Here is a 16,624-nt window from a genome sequence, read left to right as displayed (position 1 = left end):
GGGTTTCGCCGTGCATTCCTGACGCTGCGGCGCATCATAAAGCGCCTCGGGCGATTCGGCTTCGCGTGGTCGCACGCCCTCCAGCAGCGAAAAGGGCGTGCAACCGATGGTCACACGCCCCCGCCCTCGCCTCACGGGCTCAGCTTATGCCTCAAGCCTTGGCGCGACCCCGCTTCGGAGCGGCAGCCGCTGCGACATCCTCTTCCTCGTCAGGCATGTCCTCGCCCGATTCGGTCAGCGCCTCGCCGAGCGTCTTGAGCTTCTCCTGATTGCTCTCGGCCTTGTCGGCGATCCGGCTTGTCGCGGTACCGAGGCGGTGGAGCAGCGCATGGACACGCTCGGCGTCGGGCGCCTCGCGCTCGAGCTGCTTACGGAGCGACCCCAGATCGCGAAGGATGACCTTCGCACCGGGGGTGTCGATCTCGGCCAGCGCGGCTTCCCAATCCTCGATCATGTCGGCGCCCTTATTGGGCTTGGTCGAATCGATACCGCGGTTGAACGCGTTGATCGTCCCGGCGAACTTGATGGCCATGCTCTCTTCCTCTCTCTTGCAATGGCCCCCCAACGATACGCAGCGGCCGGTAGATCCTGCAAAAACCGACTCTTTATCTCTTTATCTCTGCTTGACCCCGATCAAGGTGCGGAACCAAGCGCGTCCCTTCGCGTGCGGCTTGCCGATCCCGCGGATCGCTGCGCACCATGTCGCGACAACAGACGAGGATCGCCATGCCGCTTTATGAAATCGACGGACTCCGCCCGACGCTGGGCGCAGCGATCTGGATCGCGCCGAGCGCCGAGCTGATCGGCGACGTGCAGCTCGGCGACGACGTCAGCATCTGGTTCGGCGCGGTGGTGCGTGGCGACAACACGCCGATGATCGTGGGGCCGCGCAGCAATATCCAGGAAGGCGCGATGTGCCATTCGGACCCCGGCGCCCCGCTCACGATCGGCGCGGACTGCACGATCGGGCATCATGCGATCCTGCATGGCTGTACGATCGGGGACCGCGTGCTGATCGGAATGGGGGCGATCGTGCTCAACCGGGCCGAGATCGGCGAAGGCTCGATCGTCGGCGCGGGCGCGCTTGTTACAGAGGGCAAGATATTCCCGCCCGGCAGCCTGATCGTCGGCTCGCCTGCCCGCGCGGTGCGCACGCTTGACGAGTCGGCGCAGGCGATGCTCCGCGTATCGGCCGAACATTATGTCGCCAATGGCCGCAAATACGCCGCCGGGCTCAGAGTGGCTTACTTCGCGGCCATCGCCCAGGCGGCGATATCGCCGCGGATGCGGGCATTGACCATCTGCCGCGCCGCCATCGAGGCGACGGTCGACTTCGCACCACCGCGCGCCGCAGGCGGAAGGTTGGCGGCGGCGAAGGCGGTGATCTTGCCCGGCATCGCGGGATCGTCCGACCCCGCGCCGAGGCTCGCGACAAAGCCCGCGCGCGTGCTCGTCTCGACCAGCGTGTTGACCAGCGGCAGATGCGCGAGCGCGAAATCGAACGCCATGTCGGAATGGTTGCCCGCGACCGATTTCAGCAAGCCGGCTTTTTGCGGCGCGGTGAAGCGATCGGTGGTGAGCAGATCGAGCGCACGCTGCGCTAGCGCATCGTTCTCGGTCGCGCCGAGCAAGCGGACATAGCCGTTCTTCACCACCGGGTTCTTCTCGGCGAGCGTCAGCTTGAGCAACGCGTCCCATTCGGCGGGCGTCGCATTGGTGGCGTAGGTGCCGAGGATAGGCTGACGGATCGCCGCCGGGATCGCCTCGGGATTGGTCGCCAGCGCCGCGACATAAGTGCGCGCCTTGGCGGCGATCGCGGGATCGCCGCGATGGCCGAGCACCGCGATCAACGTCTCGCGCAACGTGGCCACCAGCGGCGATTCGTCGCGCGTGGCGGTAAAGCCGACCCGCGTCATCACCGGCGCGAGCGTCGTGCGGATCCGCGCGCGCATCGCATCCTTGGCGGCGCCCTTGGGAAGACGCCCCTCGAGATCGGACAATTGCCCCGCGATCGTCTGCCACAATAGCGGGTTCGCATCGGCCCCGACCGCCGCCACATCGGCGAAATAGCGGTCGAGCTTCTGGTTGCCGCCCTTGGCCAAAGCGAAATCGTCGCCGAGCGTGCCGAGCTGGTCGGTCAGCGCGAGCGTGCCGAAGTCGCGCACGATCGCATCATGCCCCGCCTGGCTATAGAGCACCCGCGCGTAACTCCCCTTGTCGCGGTTGAGCACGATCGTACCACAGCCCTGAACGGCGACCGTCATCGGTTTGGCGCCGCGGACCGTCGTGCGCGTCACCGGTTGTCCGACCACGCCGAGCGTCAGCGGCACGTGCCAATCGAGTGGCTGCTTGGCGGTTGCGTCATAGCCGAAGCGGCCCTGCGTCAGCGTAACCTGCATCTTGCCAGCGACACAGCGCGCGCCCGTCATCGTGACGAGCGGGACGCCCGGCTGAAGCGTGAAATCGTGCGCGACGTCGGCGATCGAATGCCCCGCCGCTGCCGACAGCTCGGCCCAAAGCTGGTCGGTCGCGGTGTTGCCGTACTTGTACTTGGCCATGTAGCGGCGGATGGCGTCGCGGAACACGTCGGAGCCGAGCGTCGACTCCATCATGCCGATGACCGCCTGCCCCTTCGAATAGGTGATCCCGTCGAACGCCTCGCCGATCTGGTCGACCGTCTCGACATGGCGGATGATCGGATGCGTCGCGGCAGTCGCATCGACCTGCAGCGCGCCCTCGCGATCCTGCGCCACCGCGGTCGCGCCGGCGAACCAGTCGGGGTTGAGATCGACGCTCGACTTGTTCTCCATCCACGAGGCGAAGCCCTCGTTGAGCCAAAGATCGTCCCACCAGTTCATCGTGACGAGATCGCCGAACCATTGGTGCGCCATCTCGTGCGCGACGACGGTGTAGATGCGCTGCTTGCCAGTCTGCGTCGCGCGCTTCTTGTCGTAGAGCAATTCGGGCTCGAAATAGAAGATCGCGCCCCAATTTTCCATCGCGCCGAAGAACTGGCTCGAGCCCGGGCCGGCGATCATGTCGAGCTTGGGGAGCGGGTAGGGCTGGCCGAAATAGTCGTTGTAATAGGTCAGCAGGCGCTTGGCCGATTCGAGCGCATAGTCGCCCTGGTCGACGACGCCGCGGCGCGTGATGACGCCGATCTCGGTCTTGCCCGCCATCACCGTCTTGCGCTCGACATCGCCCATGCCGAGGAAGAGCAGATAGCTCGACATCTTGGGCGTCTCGGCAAAGTGATAGAGTTTGGTGCCGTCGCCCTGCTTGGTCACGCTGGTGACGGGCATGTTCGAGAAGGCGGTCTGGTCGCCGGGCGCGACGGTGCTGAGCTTGAAAGTCGCCTTGTAGCTCGGTTCGTCCCACATCGGCGCGAAGCGGCGCGCATCGGGGGCTTCGAACTGAGTCACCAGCATCCGCGACGACGAGCCGTCCTGGTTGCTGTAATCGATCGCGAACAACCCTGCCGCCGAGGTGTTGATCGTCCCCGTCCAGGCGAACTGCACGCGGTGCTGGCCCGTGGAAAGCGCGGTCGGCAGCGTCAGAGTCAGTTGCTGCTTGGTCGTGTCGAGCATGAAGGGCACCGCCGCGCCATCGACCATCGCGCGCGAGATCTTGAGGTCGGCGGCGTTGAGCACGACCGTGCGGGTCGGCTTGGCGACCGCGATGCTGATCGTTTCCTCGCCGGCAAAGGTCATCGCCTTGGCGTCTGGACGGATCGTGATGTCGTAGGATGTCGGGGCGATCCCGTCGGGCAATTGCCCGACCGCAAACGCTGGAGCTGCGGTTCCGAGCAACAAGGCGGCGGCGAGAGGTAGCTTCACTTGGTTACTCCGGAAACAAACGACACGATCGCGCCATAAGGCTTTCTCCGGCCAAGGCAAATCGAGCACGCTGGACAGTCCTTTCGGTTGCGCTATGAAACGGACATGAGCACCCCGCCCCTTCTCTCGTCACTGCGGCTCCCGGTCATCGGCTCGCCGCTGTTCATCATCTCCGGGCCCGATCTGGTGATCGCGCAGTGCAAGGCGGGGATCGTCGGATCCTTCCCCGCGCTCAATGCGCGGCCGCAAGCGATGCTCGACGAGTGGCTCCACCGCATCACCGAGGAACTCGCCGCGCACAACCGCGCCCATCCCGAGCGCCCCGCCGCGCCGTTCGCGGTCAACCAGATCGTCCACCGCTCGAACGAGCGACTCGAATCCGATCTCGCGACCTGCGCCAAATGGCAGGTGCCGATCGTCATCACTTCGCTCGGCGCGCGCGAGGATCTCAATACCGCGGTACATGGCTGGGGCGGCATCACGCTGCACGACGTGATCGACGATCGCTTCGCGCGCAAGGCGATCGAAAAGGGCGCCGACGGTCTGATCGCGGTCGCGGCGGGCGCGGGCGGCCATGCCGGTCGGCTGTCGCCGTTCGCGATCATCCAGGAGATCCGCCAGTGGTTCGACGGGCCGCTCGCTCTGTCGGGCTCGATCGCGACCGGCGACGCGGTGCTCGCCGCGCAGGCGATCGGCGCCGATTTCGCCTATATCGGTTCGCCCTTCATCGCCTCGACCGAGGCCAATGCCGAAGCCGCGTACAAACAGGGCATCGTCGAAGGCAAGGCGTCCGACATCGTCTATTCGAACCTCTTCACCGGCGTGCATGGCAATTATCTGCGCGCCTCGATCGTTGCGGCGGGGATGGACCCCGACGCTTTGCCCGAGGGCGACCTCAAAACGATGGATTTCGGCACCGGCAACGGCGCCAAGCCCAAGGCGTGGAAGGAGATCTGGGGCTCGGGCCAGGGGATCGGCGTGATCGACCGGGTCGAGCCGGTCGCGGCGATGGTCGATCGCTTCGAGGCGCAATATCGCGCGGCGCGCGCGCGGCTCGCGCTCTAATCATCGGCGCGCCGGCGCCCCGCCGGCGCGGCATCCGCCGCGTTAGAACGCCATCGCCAGCCGCTGGTGCAACGATCGGACCGGGCTTTCGAGCGCCGAACCTTCGCGGGCGCGGGCCTCGTCGAGCCGCGCAACCCGGTTATGCAAATCGATGCTCGCCATGATCACCGCGCGCCCCGTTTCGGGCAGGAGCGCGAGGGTGCCCGGATCGGTTCGCGGGGCGATGCCCAGGCGGCGCGACGGATCGAGCGTGTCGCGAGCCCCTATCTCCCCCGCCTCGACCGCGCGCTGCGTCAGCAACCAGGCGATGACATGCATCAAGCGGGTGGTGACCTTGAGCGACTCGCACGAGAAAACGACTCGGGCGATCGGATCGAGCATCTCGCGATCGGCGCGCCCGCCCTCGTCGAAATAGCTACGCGCCTCGTCCGCCAAGACCATCGCATCGATATACAATGTGTCGATCACGCGCCGTTGCATCCGTAAGTCGTGCCATTCTACCCGCATGCGCGACCTTCCCACAAACGCGCCCCCCGGGGTAGCCACTCGCGCCAGATTTGTCTGTAGGCTGTCCCACGGCGGTACGGACGGTGCCGAAGGCCTATGCGATGATGTCCGGGATCAGCTGATCCTCGAGCATCGAAATCTCGTCGCGCAGCCGCAGCTTGCGCTTCTTGAAGCGGGCGAGCTGGAGCTGATCGGCCGATCCGCTGCCGATCAGCGCGCCGATCGCCGAATCGAGATCGCGATGTTCGACGCGTAACACTTCGAGGCGCTTTGCGATAAGGCTGTCGTCCATTCGGTCCCCGCTCGATCGCGACCTCTTAGCAAATCACGGGCGCGCGGTACGGATAAAATCGATCGGTCGCGCAATTCGGTGCGCATGTCGCGCGAACGCGCAATCGGGGGAGACAAAGCGTGCGGAGCATGTTGTATTCGCTCCCCCAAGCAGCCCATGAAGGAGGTACGCATCCATGCAGACCGCGCATCACACGGCCCTTACGGCCAAGCATGCAATCCTCGATCAGCAGATCGTCACCGAAACGCAGCGTCCGCTCCCCGACGCCGCAGCGCTCGCCGCTTTAAAGAAGCAGAAGCTTAAGATCAAACAACAATTGGCGCAGATGTGAGGCCACTGGGCCCGGGCGCTTGACGCTCGGGCCCTTGTCCGGTCGTCGCTTTCAGCGCGCCGGGCGCGGAAAGATCGGTTTGACGAAGGTCGGTGTCTGATTGCCCTGTCCGACCGGCTTGCGGGCCAGCAGCGGGTCGATCTGATGATCGAACGCGACGCCGATCCGCCCCGCGGCCGACCACGCCACCTGGCCCGACACCCAACCGATCCCGCGAACATCGAATTCGACGCGCAGCCCCTGCTCGAGCCCACCGGGCAGCTCCGCCATCAAGCCGCCTGCCGAGAGATTGCGAACGCGCAACGCCTGGACATCACGGCTCCCGACCACGCGAAAATCCGCCATAAGGAACAGGCTGTCGCGGGACTCCTGTCGATTATGGGCGCTGTCCTCGAGAGGAGCGCTGAAGGGATCTTGCGAATATGGATCCATCGCCTGAAACTTGCGGCCTCCGTTGCTGATCGTCATAGCCCGGCAATTGTAGCGAAGTGTTTAACACGAACCGAGGATCATTCCTCGCGCGAAATCTTTTCCTGCCGCTCGTGGCGTTCCTGCGCTTCGACCGTCATCGTCGCGATCGGCCGTGCTTCGAGCCGCGCGAGCGAGATCGGCTCGCCGGTCACTTCGCAATAGCCATATTCGCCCTCGTCGATTCGCCGCATCGCGGCCTCGATCTTCGAGATCAGCTTGCGCTGGCGATCGCGCGTGCGCAGTTCGATCGACCAGTCGGTCTCGCTCGACGCGCGATCGGTGAGATCGGCTTCACGCAGCGTATCGACCTGCAACTGCGACAATGTGCCTGCCGCCTCCCGCAAGATCGAGTCCTTCCACCCCTGCAGCTTGGCGCGGAAATAGGCCTGCTGTCGCGCATTCATGAACTCTTCGTCAGCGCTCGGCCGATAGCCGTCGTCGCCACCGACCGGCGGCACTGCGAATTTGTCGGAGTCATCGTGTCGATTCAAGACCGTCGCCATCCCATCTTCTCCCAAAGACCGCGCGATGCCGAGTGCATTGCGGGTCCGCCCCCGGGTCAACTCACGTCGTGCCGGCCTATAGCCATGCCATTGAAGCTCCACAAGCAATCCGATGCGATCTTCTTCCGTTCCGCGCTGACGGGCTGGCGACGATCGTCGCCACCCTCGATCGAAGCAACGGCCGCCATGATTTGCGCCCTGTCCCAAGACGAAACGTTAACTCCGAATCAACCTTTGCGATTGGCAGAAAATCATGGATTAAGGGATATGGAACGGATAACGCGCTTCAACTTAACGCTTTGTTGGCCTTTGCCCGATAACGCGTAGGGGCAAGAGTTCCGTATCACTGCCGCATATGCTTGAATTTGCGGCAAGAGAGAGAGTGTGGCGATATGTCGGTGCGGATGGCCTTGGCGAAACTGTGTGCGTGTGCGTGCGGCGGCGCGATCGTCGGCGGCGGCGCGGTCCATGTCGCGGATAGCTCACGCGCCCGTGCGGCCTATGTGCACAAGACCAAGCGAGTCGTTCGCAAGACCGCGGTGGCCTCGGTTCGCCGCGTTCGCCGTGTCGTGACGACGACGCATGCCGCTGCGCCGCCCCAAGTCGTCGTCGTGACGACGCAGGGCGCGCCAATCCCGCTGCCACCCGCGTTCAATGGATATAGCGGCGGCGGCGGGGCCGTTCCTGCTGTGATCGGCGGCGGTTTCGGCGGCGGTGGTGGCTTCTTCGCGGGCGGCTTCTTCGGCGGCGGCGGCGGTGGCGGCGGCAATATTACGATTTCCTCGACCTCGACCGGCAGCAGTGGAACGACCGTCAACGTGTCCTCGGGCGGGTCGTCGACAAGTTCCTCGACCAGCGGCGGATCGACCTCGACCGGCGGTTCCTCGACGTCGAGCGGCGAAGTCAGCAGCACGTCCTCGTCAGGCGGCAGCGGCGGGTCTTCGACCAGCACCGGCGGCGCGACCGTTTCGAGCACGTCGTCGTCGGGCGGATCGAGCGGCAACGTCTCCTCGGCGTCGGGCGGCAGCAGCGGCGACGTTTCGTCCTCGACCTCGTCGAGCGGCAACGTGTCCTCGGCATCGTCGACCTCGTCCGCCTCCTCGACCTCGTCGAGCGGCAACGTATCGTCGGCGAGTTCTTCGAACGGATCCAGCACGAGCAGTTCGTCGGCAAGTTCGAGCAGCTACGGCTCGAGCAGCCATGGCTGGAATTCGAGCAGCTGGGGCAGCAGCAGCTATGGCAGCTCGAGCTGCGGCGCCGGGTGCGGCCCACACAACCCCAACGATCCGCCGGCACCGGTTCCGGCGCCGCCAATGGTGCTGCTGTTCGGCGCGGCAGCGGCGGCTCTAGTCGCCCGCAAGCGCTTCAGCAAGCGGACTGCCATCGCGGCCTGAGCTGAGCTGCGGATTGCAAACGGGCTCCCGCAATCCTCGCTGGAGCCCGTTTTCGCATCAGGCGGCCTGCAGCGCCTTTTCGATCTGGTCGATCGGATGGCTGGTCAAATCCTTGTCGAGTTCGCCGCTCAGCCGGGCGCTGACTTCGCTGTGATAATGTTTGCGGAGCTCGCCGAGCGTCTGCGGCGGCGCGACCACGATCAGCGAGGCAAAATCATTGGCGAGCGCGCGGCGCTTGAGCATGTCGGCGGTGTCGACCGCGAAGCGATCCTTCTCCTGCTGATGGAAATCAACCTCCTGCATCGAATTCTGCCCACCACCGACGCTCGACGAGGAGCGGCCGGCATGGTCGGTCTTCTGTTCCCCATCGCTCGGATTGATCTGCTCGACCGCGCGTTCGACGACGAGATTGGGATGCGTCGCGTCGCCCTCGTTGCGCAGGAACAGCGATTTGCGGCCATCGGCGACGAGCACGACGGCATTGTGGGAAATCTGCATGGGCGTTGGCCTCTTATGGTTGGTGGTAGGCGAAGGAACGCCCCGCGCACCGCGCGGGTTGCGCGCGTGCGACGGGCTGGGCATAGCCTGCGACCATGCATGATATCCGCTCGATCCGCGAAAACCCCGCCGCCTTCGATGCCGCGCTCGCGCGCCGCGGGCTGCCGCCCGTCGCCACTGAACTGCTCGCGCTCGACGAGCGCCATCGCGCGCTGATCACCGAGGCGCAGACCGCGCAAGCGCGGCGCAACGAAGCCTCGAAGGCGATCGGAGCGGCCAAGGCCAAGAAGGACGACGCCACTGCGGCAAGCCTGATGGGCGAGGTCGCCGCGCTGAAGGAGCGGATGCCCGCGATCGAGGCGGAGGAGAAGGATGTTGCGGTAGAGTTGAAGGGTAAGCTCGAGGTCATCCCCAATCTGCCCGCCGACGATGTGCCCCATGGCACGGGCGAGGACGGCAATGTCGAGGTCGCCCGCTGGGGAACGCCGCGCGCCTTCGCCTTTGCGCCGCAGGAACATGCCGACCTCGCCCCGGCATTGGGCATGGATTTCGAAACCGGCACGCGCCTTTCGGGCGCGCGTTTCACGTTCCTGCGCGGCGATATGGCTCGGCTGCACCGCGCGCTCGGCCAGTTCATGCTCGACGTGCAGACGCGCGAGCATGGCTATGAGGAATGCAATCCGCCAGTGCTCGTCAAGGACGAGGCGATGTACGGCACCGACAAACTCCCGAAGTTTGCCGCTGATAGTTTTTTCGCGGCGGACATGAGCACGCGAGAAGACCTTTTCTGGAAAGCCATGCCGGAAGATTTCGAGGCGAAAATGGCCGAAGAGAGCGAGGGCCAGCGCAAGCAAGCGATGATCGAGATGCTCGATGCTGCCGACACCGCCGAGCAGTTCTGGCTCATCCCGACGAGCGAAGTCAGCCTCACCGCCAGCGTCATGGGCGAATTGCTCGACGAGCGCGCCCTGCCGATGCGGCTCACCGCCCTCACCCTCTGCTTCCGCTCCGAGGCGGGCGCCGCCGGGCGCGACACGCGCGGCTTCATCCGCCAGCACCAGTTCGAGAAATGCGAACTCGTCAGCGTCGTGCGGCCCGAGGACAGCGAGGCCGAGCACCAGCGCATGACCCGCGCGGCCGAGACGATCCTCGAACGCTTGAACCTGCCCTATCGCAAGCTGCTGCTGTGCACCGGGGACATGGGCTTCGGCGCGCGCAAGACCTATGATCTCGAGGTCTGGCTGCCGGGCCAGAACGCGTTCCGGGAGATCAGCTCCTGCTCGAACACCGGCGCGTTCCAGGCGCGGCGGATGAACACCCGCTACCGCGTGGCGGGCGAAAAAAAGACCGAATTCGTCCACACCCTCAACGGCTCCGGCCTCGCGGTAGGGCGTACCTTGGTGGCGGTGATAGAGAATTATCAGAATGAAGACGGCAGCGTCTCGGTGCCGGAGGCATTGCTGTCCTATACGGGCGGCATGACGCGGCTTGAGCCGCGGCGCTGACCCGAAACCGTCGAGCTGATCCTCGGCCCTTTCACAACGACAGTCGAAGCTCGGCTTTTTGAACGCGCTCGGGGCGCACGGGAGATTCGATGCGCATCCTGCTGACCAATGACGACGGCGATCACGCCCCCGGCCTCAAGGTGCTCGAAGCGCTCGCCGCGCGCTTTTCGGACGATGTCTGGATCGTCGCGCCCGCCGACGAGCAATCGGGCGCCGGCCATTCGCTGACGCTCACTCGCCCGATCCGCGTCCGCCAGCATGGCGAGAAGCGCTTCGCCGTCGCCGGAACGCCGACCGACGCGGTGATGATGGCGCTCGCGCGGATCATGGCGGATCACAAGCCCGACCTGATCCTCTCGGGCGTCAATCGCGGCGCCAACCTCGCCGAGGACGTGACCTATTCGGGCACCGTCTCGGCCGCGATGGAAGGCGCGCTCGCCGGAGTCCGCTCGATCGCCTTGAGCCAGGTCTACGAGCGCCAGGGCATGGGCGAGACGATTGCGTTCGACGCCGCCGCGACGTGGGGCGAACGCGTGCTGCGCCCGCTGATCGAGGCACCGCTTGCGCCGCGGACCTTGGTCAACGTCAACTTCCCCGCAGGCCCCGCCGATACGGTAAAGGGCATCCGGATCGCGCAGCAGGGACTGCGGGATTACGGCCGTTTGCAGATCGTCACCAATCGCGATCCGCGCGGCTATGAATATCATTGGTTCGCGCTCGGACCACCGATCGACACGCCGGCGCACTCGACCGATCTCGAGGCCGTGGCGGATGGCTTCGTCGCCGTCACCCCGCTGCATCTCGACCTGACACATCACGCCTCGCTTGCTATGCTCGCCGAGCTGTACGCGTAGAGCGGGCGGGACGACGGGGGGACGGGGATGGCGCGGCGCAGGGAAATCGGCTGGGCGGCTGTATTGCTGCTGACGACGCTCGGCGCCTGTATTCCCAATCCCGACCGGCCCGACCGCGGCTATCGTCCGCCCCGCGATGCGCCGCACCGCGATGACCATCGCCTACCCCCCGAGGAAGCGCCGCCCGAACGCTACGAACCGCATCGCATCGACGAACGCGTCTCCGCCCTCCCCGCGCCGCCCCCGGCCTGGCAAGCGCGCCCAGTCGCGGCCGACGGCGCGACGATCGATACGACGACCTATCTCGTCCGTCCCGGCGACACGCTGCGCGCGATCGCCGATCGCACGGGCAGCGGATCCGAAGCGATCGCACGTGCGAACCAGCTCCCCGCGCCCTTTCTGGTCCGCGCGGGGCAGCGGCTGACGATCCCGGGGGGCCGGTATCATCTCGTCCGCGGCGGCCAGACCGGGATCGCGATCGCGCGGGCGTACGGAGTCGATTGGTCGCGGATCATCGCTGCCAACGATCTCACCGCGCCCTACACATTGCGCGTCGGGATGCGCGTACTGATCCCGGGCACGGCTGGCGGCAGTTCTGCGGCCGAACGCGCGAAAGCGTTCACGCTCGATATCGATGACATTCTGACCGGCAGCGAACCTGCACTCGCCGCCAACCAGCGCCCTGTGCAACCCAGCGCCTCGCCACGCCGCGTGCTCGCGCCGACGCAGGCGCTCGCCGAGCCGGCGCAGCTCACCAGCGGCTTCGCCTGGCCCGTCCACGGCAAGATCATCACGCGCTTCGGCCCCGGCGCCTCGGGCGAGAAGTTCAACGGCGTCAACATCGCGGTGCCGCTCGGCACGCCGATCCTCGCCTCGGCCGACGGCGTCGTCGCCTATGCCGGCAGCGGGGTGCCGACGCTCGGCGGGCTGGTGATCGTAAAGCACGGGTCGAGCTGGACGACGGTCTATGCCAATGCCAGCCAGTTGCTGGTGCGGCGCGGCCAGGCGGTCAAGCGCGGCCAGACGATCGCCCTGTCGGGCGATTCGGGTTCGGCGAGCCGGCCAGAGGTGCATTTCGAAATGCGCAAGGGCCGCACGCCGGTCGATCCGCAGCGGCAATTGCCGGGGATCTGAGGTCTAAGAAGAGTTTCACGCGAAGGCCGCGAAGGAAAGAAGGCCGCGAAGCGGAAGATTTCTCTTCGCGCTCTTCTTTCCTTCGCGATCTTCGCGTGAACCCCTTTATCTCTTCCCGCTTACGCGGGGATGACACACGACCGCGCAATATCTTATGGCGACCCCATGACCGAGCACACTTCCGATCTCCTCCGCCTCCTGTCGGAGCGTGGCTACATCCACCAGACCACCGACGCAGCGGCGCTCGACGCGCTCGCGGCGAAGGAGATCGTGCCCGGCTATATCGGTTTCGACCCGACCGCGCCGTCGCTCCATGTCGGCAGCCTGGTGCAGATCATGCTGCTGCGCCGGCTCCAGCAGGCCGGGCACAAGCCGATCGTGCTGATGGGCGGCGGTACCGGCAAGATCGGCGACCCGAGCTTCAAGGACGAAGCGCGCAAGCTGCTCGACCATGACGGGATCGCGCACAACGTCGCCTCGATCCGCCGCATCTTCGAACGCTTCCTGACCTTCGGCGACGGGCCGTCGGATGCGATCATGCTCGACAATGCCGAGTGGCTCGACAAGCTCGAATACATCCCGTTCCTGCGCGATGTCGGCCAGCATTTCTCGGTCAACCGGATGCTCGGCTTCGACTCGGTCAAGCTGCGGCTCGATCGCGAGCAGTCGCTGTCGTTCCTCGAATTCAACTACATGATCCTCCAGGCCTACGACTTCCTCGAACTGTCGCGCCGCGCCGGGTGCCGGCTGCAGATGGGCGGGTCGGACCAGTGGGGCAATATCGTCAACGGGATCGAGCTGTCGCGCCGGATGGACGGCACCGAGGTGTTCGGCATCACGACGCCGCTGATCACCACCGCCGATGGCGGGAAGATGGGCAAGACCATGTCGGGCGCGGTCTGGCTCCACGAGGACCAGCTGCCGCATTACGACTACTGGCAATTCTGGCGCAACACCGACGACCGCGACGTCGGGCGGTTCCTGCGGCTGTTCACCGACCTGCCGCTCGACGAGATCGCGCGGCTAGAGGCGCTCGAGGGCGCCGAGATCAACGCCGCCAAGATCGTGCTGGCCAATGCGGCGACGACGATGTGCCGCGGTGAAGCGGCGGCGGTCGACTCGGCCGAGACCGCGCGGCGCACCTTCGAGGAGGGCGCGGCCGGCGGGTCGCTGCCGACCTTCACGGTGAGCGGCGACATCGGCATCGTCGATGCGCTGATCGGGCTCGGGTTCGCCACGTCGAAGGGCGAGGCGAAGCGGCTGATCAAGGGCGGCGGCGCACGCGTCGGCGCCGACAAGGTCAGCGACGAGGCGATGATCGTCAGCGTCGGTGCCGAGCCGGTGCGGATCGCGGCGGGCAAGAAGAACCACGGGCTGCTCGTCCGCGGCTGAGCCGGCGGGACTCGGGTAACCCGCCGTTAAGCGGGTTCGTTCCGAGCTGCTTCATACCCCCTGCCCTAGCGTCCAGACTACCCAAGAGGGGGTTTGGTAATGGGTAAGGCGTTGGAAATATTGCCTGTCGACAGTCGCGCGCTGGTGCGCGACGAAGTGCATTACCGCGCGCGGGCGTTCGGTCCCGACGCACGGCAAGTCTCGCTGCTGATCGTCAACCTGTCCGCTGCCGGACTGATGGCGCGCGCCGAGACGCGCTATGCGGTCGGCGAGCGGTTGCATATCACCTTGCCGGTCGTCGGGGTGGTGGTCGCGGAAATCCGTTGGGCGCTCGGCGGCCGCATCGGGTGCGAACTCGATACGCCGATCCCGCTCGCGGAATATTACGAGCTGCTCGCGGTGCTTCTGAAGGCGAAGTAGAGCCCGATTACCCCGAGCGCAGGAGCGCCACGCCGGCGTCGCGTTCGAACAGATAGAGCGCGGTGCGCGCCGCCTGGCCGCGCGCGCCCTCGAGTCCGCCGTCGCGGTCGATCAGCAGCCGCGCATCGTCGGTCGCGACCGGGAGCAGCGTCATCAGCATGTCGGGCGTGGCGAGGCGAAAACCCGCCTCGCCCGATTGCCTGGTGCCGAGCAACTCGCCTGCCCCGCGCAGCCGCAGATCCTCCTCGGCGATGCGGAAGCCGTCGGTCGTCTCGCGCATCAGCGCCAGCCGTGCGCGCGACGTTTCGCTCAGCGACCCGCCGCGGATCAGCAGGCAGTTCGACTTGCCCGAGCCGCGCCCGACGCGCCCGCGCAACTGGTGGAGCTGCGCCAGGCCGAAGCGGTCGGCATGCTCGATCACGATCAGCGTCGCATTGGGCACATCGACCCCGACCTCGATCACCGTCGTCGCCACCAGCACGCCGAGCTGCCCGGCGGCGAACGCGCTCATCACCGCGTCCTTCTCGGCGGGCTTCATCTTGCCGTGGACCAGCCCGACGCGGTCGCCGAAGCGCGCGCGCAGCGTCTCGGCGCGCGCCTCGGCGGCGGCCATGTCGCTCTTCTCGCTTTCCTCGACCAGCGGGCAGACCCAATAGGCCTGGCCGTTGTCCGACAGATGGCGGCCGAGCGCATCGACGACATCGGCGAGCCGGTCCTCGGAGATCACCCGCGTTTCGATCGGCTGGCGACCGGGCGGCATCTCGTCGAGCTGGCTGACGTCCATCTCGCCATAATTGGCGAGCGTCAGCGTGCGCGGGATCGGCGTCGCGGTCATCGCCAACAGGTGCGGCGCGGCCTTGGCCTTGGCCTGGAGCATCATCCGCTGCGCGACGCCGAAGCGATGCTGCTCGTCGACCACGACGAGGCCGAGATCCTTGTAGCCGACCGCCTCCTGGAAGATCGCGTGCGTCCCGATCAGTATGTCGATCGTCCCCGCCGCAAGCGCCATCAGCGTCGCCTCGCGCACCTTGCCTTTGTCGCGCCCGGTCAGCACCGCGACCTCGACCGGCAGCCCGGCGAGCGTGCGGCGTAGCGATTCGTAATGCTGGCGCGCGAGGATCTCGGTCGGCGCAAGCAACGCCGCCTGCGCACCGGCCTCGACCGCGGTGAGCATCGCGAGCGTCGCGACGAGCGTCTTGCCCGAGCCGACATCGCCCTGCAGCAGCCGCAGCATCGGTTGCGGCTGGGCGAGATCACCCTCGATCTCGCGCACGGTGCGCGCCTGCGCGCCGGTCAGATCATAGGGCAGTCGCAATGCATCACGCAGCTTGCCGGTCCCCGCCAGCGCCCGCCCGCGCCGCGCGCGCGATGATTGGCGTACCAGCATCAAGGCGAGCTGGTTGGCGAAGATCTCGTCATACGCGAGCCGTTCGCGCGCCATCGCGTCAGAGGGATCGGCATGGATCCGCGCGAGCGCCTCACGCCACGCGGGCCATTGCTGCTTGGCAAGCAGTCCGGGCTCGATCCATTCGGGCAAGGCCGGCGCGCGCTCGATCGCCTGCGCGGCGAGCTGGCCGAGCCGTTTCGAGGTCATCCCCTCCGACAGCGGATAGATCGCCTCGCGTTCGGGCGTGTCGCCGGCTTCCTCGAGGGGGAGGACATAGTCGGGATGGACCATCTGCAGGTCCTGCCCGTACATTTCGAGCTTGCCCGACACGCGCCGCGGCTCCCCGACCGGCAGCAGCTTCTTCGCCCAGCCCGAATTGCCGCCGAAATAGACGAGGCTGACGACATTGCCGAGCGCATCGGTCGCATGGACCCGCGTCGGCCCACGCCCGGCGCTCGAGCGGTACGATTGCGCGGTCAGCGTGATCGCGATCACGCGCCCCGCGTCCGCCATGTCGAGCTCCTCGCGCGCCAGGCGATCGACCCAGCCGGTCGGCAGATGGAAGGCGACGTCGACGACGCGCGCAAGGCCGAGCCGCTCGAGCGGCTTGGCGAGCGTCGGGCCCACGCCCTTCAGCGCCGTGACTTCGGCGAACAATGGATTGAGGATATCGGGTCGCATGACTATCTGGGTCCTCTACCCCCACCCGGCTTCCGCCGCCAGCGTCGCTGTCGGTCGGTGCCGGGCATTTGTGTTTGGACGAGCATGGACCGCGAAACCCGCCTGAAACGCCTGCGCTTCCGCGCCTGGCACCGCGGCACCAAGGAAGCCGATCTGCTGATCGGCGGTTTCTTCGATGCGCGCTCGGCCGCCTGGGACGATGCCGAGATCACGCTGGTCGAGGAGCTGCTCGAGGAGCAGGACGTCGATATCATGGCGTGGGCGATCGGGACCGATACCTGCCCCGAGCGCTATCGCGGGTCGATCCTCGAGGCGCTCCAGGCGCTCAACTACGTGCCGATCGCCGAGTGAAAG

At 66.5% G+C, this 16,624-nt stretch carries 17 protein-coding genes and 1 pseudogene; 9 read left to right on the top strand and 9 right to left on the bottom strand.

What is annotated here, in order from left to right; genetic code table 11:
• Nucleotides 1-151: 151 nt before the first annotated feature.
• On the bottom strand, nucleotides 152-532 hold the full coding sequence (locus tag RH90_RS03805; RefSeq protein WP_010183986.1) for a hypothetical protein: 381 nt from the start codon (nucleotides 530-532) through the stop codon (nucleotides 152-154).
• A 194-nt stretch (nucleotides 533-726) separates the two neighbouring features.
• On the opposite strand from RH90_RS03805, the pseudogene RH90_RS22470 reads away from it, so the two are divergent.
• Nucleotides 727-1,239 (top strand): annotated as a pseudogene (locus RH90_RS22470) (gamma carbonic anhydrase family protein); the annotation flags it as partial.
• A gap of 5 nt (nucleotides 1,240-1,244) precedes the next feature.
• Here RH90_RS22470 and RH90_RS03795 read toward each other — a convergent pair.
• Nucleotides 1,245-3,836, bottom strand: a complete 2,592-nt coding sequence (locus RH90_RS03795) for a M1 family metallopeptidase (protein ID WP_010183983.1) — start codon at nucleotides 3,834-3,836, stop codon at nucleotides 1,245-1,247.
• A gap of 105 nt (nucleotides 3,837-3,941) precedes the next feature.
• Here RH90_RS03795 and RH90_RS03790 point away from each other — a divergent pair, with 105 nt between their 5' ends.
• Nucleotides 3,942-4,901 carry an NAD(P)H-dependent flavin oxidoreductase gene (locus RH90_RS03790; RefSeq protein ID WP_010183982.1) on the top strand — a complete coding sequence of 320 codons (960 nt, stop codon included), beginning with the start codon at nucleotides 3,942-3,944 and terminating at the stop codon, nucleotides 4,899-4,901.
• A gap of 42 nt (nucleotides 4,902-4,943) precedes the next feature.
• Here the strand turns inward: RH90_RS03790 and RH90_RS03785 are convergent, their stop codons facing one another.
• Nucleotides 4,944-5,381 (bottom strand): DUF1465 family protein, encoded by a 438-nt coding sequence (locus RH90_RS03785; protein ID WP_010183981.1) that lies wholly within the window; start codon nucleotides 5,379-5,381, stop codon nucleotides 4,944-4,946.
• A gap of 121 nt (nucleotides 5,382-5,502) precedes the next feature.
• A complete protein-coding gene (locus tag RH90_RS03780; protein WP_010183980.1) occupies nucleotides 5,503-5,700 on the bottom strand; it encodes a YdcH family protein in 198 nt (65 codons plus the stop codon).
• Nucleotides 5,701-5,875: 175 nt separating this feature from the next.
• On the opposite strand from RH90_RS03780, the gene RH90_RS22465 reads away from it, so the two are divergent.
• Entirely contained in the window at nucleotides 5,876-6,031 is a 156-nt protein-coding gene (locus RH90_RS22465; RefSeq protein ID WP_010183979.1) for a DUF465 domain-containing protein, read from the top strand.
• A 51-nt stretch (nucleotides 6,032-6,082) separates the two neighbouring features.
• Here the strand turns inward: RH90_RS22465 and RH90_RS03775 are convergent, their stop codons facing one another.
• The 4 genes from RH90_RS03775 to RH90_RS03760 all read right to left on the bottom strand — a co-directional run bounded on the left by RH90_RS03775 (nucleotide 6,083) and on the right by RH90_RS03760 (nucleotide 8,897).
• Complete coding sequence (locus RH90_RS03775; RefSeq protein ID WP_029625014.1) at nucleotides 6,083-6,463, bottom strand: PilZ domain-containing protein; 381 nt, start codon at nucleotides 6,461-6,463, stop codon at nucleotides 6,083-6,085.
• A gap of 77 nt (nucleotides 6,464-6,540) precedes the next feature.
• Nucleotides 6,541-7,005 (bottom strand): RNA polymerase-binding protein DksA, encoded by a 465-nt coding sequence (dksA, locus tag RH90_RS03770; RefSeq protein WP_010183977.1) that lies wholly within the window; start codon nucleotides 7,003-7,005, stop codon nucleotides 6,541-6,543.
• Between the two features lie 499 nt (nucleotides 7,006-7,504).
• Nucleotides 7,505-8,161, bottom strand: coding sequence for a hypothetical protein (locus RH90_RS03765; protein WP_010183976.1), 657 nt, complete (start codon nucleotides 8,159-8,161; stop codon nucleotides 7,505-7,507).
• A gap of 295 nt (nucleotides 8,162-8,456) precedes the next feature.
• Nucleotides 8,457-8,897: a host attachment family protein gene (locus RH90_RS03760; RefSeq protein WP_010183975.1), complete on the bottom strand. Its 441-nt coding sequence runs from the start codon at nucleotides 8,895-8,897 to the stop codon at nucleotides 8,457-8,459.
• 95 nt (nucleotides 8,898-8,992) lie between these two features.
• On the opposite strand from RH90_RS03760, the gene serS reads away from it, so the two are divergent.
• From serS to RH90_RS03735, 5 genes are all read left to right on the top strand, one after another.
• The gene (serS, locus tag RH90_RS03755) at nucleotides 8,993-10,402 is read left to right on the top strand and encodes a serine--tRNA ligase (protein WP_010183974.1); all 1,410 of its coding nucleotides are present in this window, start codon (nucleotides 8,993-8,995) and stop codon (nucleotides 10,400-10,402) included.
• 89 nt (nucleotides 10,403-10,491) lie between these two features.
• Nucleotides 10,492-11,256 (top strand): 5'/3'-nucleotidase SurE, encoded by a 765-nt coding sequence (surE, locus tag RH90_RS03750; RefSeq protein WP_010183973.1) that lies wholly within the window; start codon nucleotides 10,492-10,494, stop codon nucleotides 11,254-11,256.
• 27 nt (nucleotides 11,257-11,283) lie between these two features.
• Nucleotides 11,284-12,390 carry a M23 family metallopeptidase gene (locus RH90_RS03745; protein ID WP_029625013.1) on the top strand — a complete coding sequence of 369 codons (1,107 nt, stop codon included), beginning with the start codon at nucleotides 11,284-11,286 and terminating at the stop codon, nucleotides 12,388-12,390.
• A gap of 165 nt (nucleotides 12,391-12,555) precedes the next feature.
• Nucleotides 12,556-13,782, top strand: a complete 1,227-nt coding sequence (gene tyrS / locus RH90_RS03740) for a tyrosine--tRNA ligase (RefSeq protein WP_010183971.1) — start codon at nucleotides 12,556-12,558, stop codon at nucleotides 13,780-13,782.
• A 99-nt stretch (nucleotides 13,783-13,881) separates the two neighbouring features.
• Nucleotides 13,882-14,202: a PilZ domain-containing protein gene (locus RH90_RS03735; RefSeq protein WP_010183970.1), complete on the top strand. Its 321-nt coding sequence runs from the start codon at nucleotides 13,882-13,884 to the stop codon at nucleotides 14,200-14,202.
• A gap of 7 nt (nucleotides 14,203-14,209) precedes the next feature.
• Here RH90_RS03735 and recG read toward each other — a convergent pair whose 3' ends face one another.
• Nucleotides 14,210-16,270, bottom strand: coding sequence for an ATP-dependent DNA helicase RecG (gene recG, locus RH90_RS03730; RefSeq protein ID WP_010183969.1), 2,061 nt, complete (start codon nucleotides 16,268-16,270; stop codon nucleotides 14,210-14,212).
• A gap of 84 nt (nucleotides 16,271-16,354) precedes the next feature.
• On the opposite strand from recG, the gene RH90_RS03725 reads away from it, so the two are divergent.
• The gene (locus tag RH90_RS03725) at nucleotides 16,355-16,621 is read left to right on the top strand and encodes an FAD assembly factor SdhE (RefSeq protein ID WP_010183968.1); all 267 of its coding nucleotides are present in this window, start codon (nucleotides 16,355-16,357) and stop codon (nucleotides 16,619-16,621) included.
• The last annotated feature ends 3 nt before the right edge of the window (nucleotides 16,622-16,624 follow it).

This window comes from Sphingomonas sp. PAMC 26605 (genome assembly GCF_000241485.1).
GTDB lineage: Bacteria > Pseudomonadota > Alphaproteobacteria > Sphingomonadales > Sphingomonadaceae > Sphingomonas.
Note: the sequence above shows the minus strand (reverse complement) of the source record. Positions and strands in the feature narration are given on the sequence as shown.

What these genes read in the sequence shown, in the direction of transcription:
- RH90_RS03805 (WP_010183986.1), bottom strand. Translation starts at nt 532, where the DNA reads ATGGCCATCAAGTTCGCCGGGACGATCAACGCGTTCAACCGCGGTATC.
- RH90_RS03790 (WP_010183982.1), top strand. Translation starts at nt 3,942, where the DNA reads ATGAGCACCCCGCCCCTTCTCTCGTCACTGCGGCTCCCGGTCATCGGC.
- RH90_RS03785 (WP_010183981.1), bottom strand. Translation starts at nt 5,381, where the DNA reads ATGCAACGGCGCGTGATCGACACATTGTATATCGATGCGATGGTCTTG.
- RH90_RS03780 (WP_010183980.1), bottom strand. Translation starts at nt 5,700, where the DNA reads ATGGACGACAGCCTTATCGCAAAGCGCCTCGAAGTGTTACGCGTCGAA.
- RH90_RS22465 (WP_010183979.1), top strand. Translation starts at nt 5,876, where the DNA reads ATGCAGACCGCGCATCACACGGCCCTTACGGCCAAGCATGCAATCCTC.
- RH90_RS03775 (WP_029625014.1), bottom strand. Translation starts at nt 6,463, where the DNA reads ATGGATCCATATTCGCAAGATCCCTTCAGCGCTCCTCTCGAGGACAGC.
- dksA (WP_010183977.1), bottom strand. Translation starts at nt 7,005, where the DNA reads ATGGCGACGGTCTTGAATCGACACGATGACTCCGACAAATTCGCAGTG.
- RH90_RS03760 (WP_010183975.1), bottom strand. Translation starts at nt 8,897, where the DNA reads ATGCAGATTTCCCACAATGCCGTCGTGCTCGTCGCCGATGGCCGCAAA.
- serS (WP_010183974.1), top strand. Translation starts at nt 8,993, where the DNA reads ATGCATGATATCCGCTCGATCCGCGAAAACCCCGCCGCCTTCGATGCC.
- surE (WP_010183973.1), top strand. Translation starts at nt 10,492, where the DNA reads ATGCGCATCCTGCTGACCAATGACGACGGCGATCACGCCCCCGGCCTC.
- RH90_RS03745 (WP_029625013.1), top strand. Translation starts at nt 11,284, where the DNA reads ATGGCGCGGCGCAGGGAAATCGGCTGGGCGGCTGTATTGCTGCTGACG.
- tyrS (WP_010183971.1), top strand. Translation starts at nt 12,556, where the DNA reads ATGACCGAGCACACTTCCGATCTCCTCCGCCTCCTGTCGGAGCGTGGC.
- RH90_RS03735 (WP_010183970.1), top strand. Translation starts at nt 13,882, where the DNA reads ATGGGTAAGGCGTTGGAAATATTGCCTGTCGACAGTCGCGCGCTGGTG.
- recG (WP_010183969.1), bottom strand. Translation starts at nt 16,270, where the DNA reads ATGCGACCCGATATCCTCAATCCATTGTTCGCCGAAGTCACGGCGCTG.
- RH90_RS03725 (WP_010183968.1), top strand. Translation starts at nt 16,355, where the DNA reads ATGGACCGCGAAACCCGCCTGAAACGCCTGCGCTTCCGCGCCTGGCAC.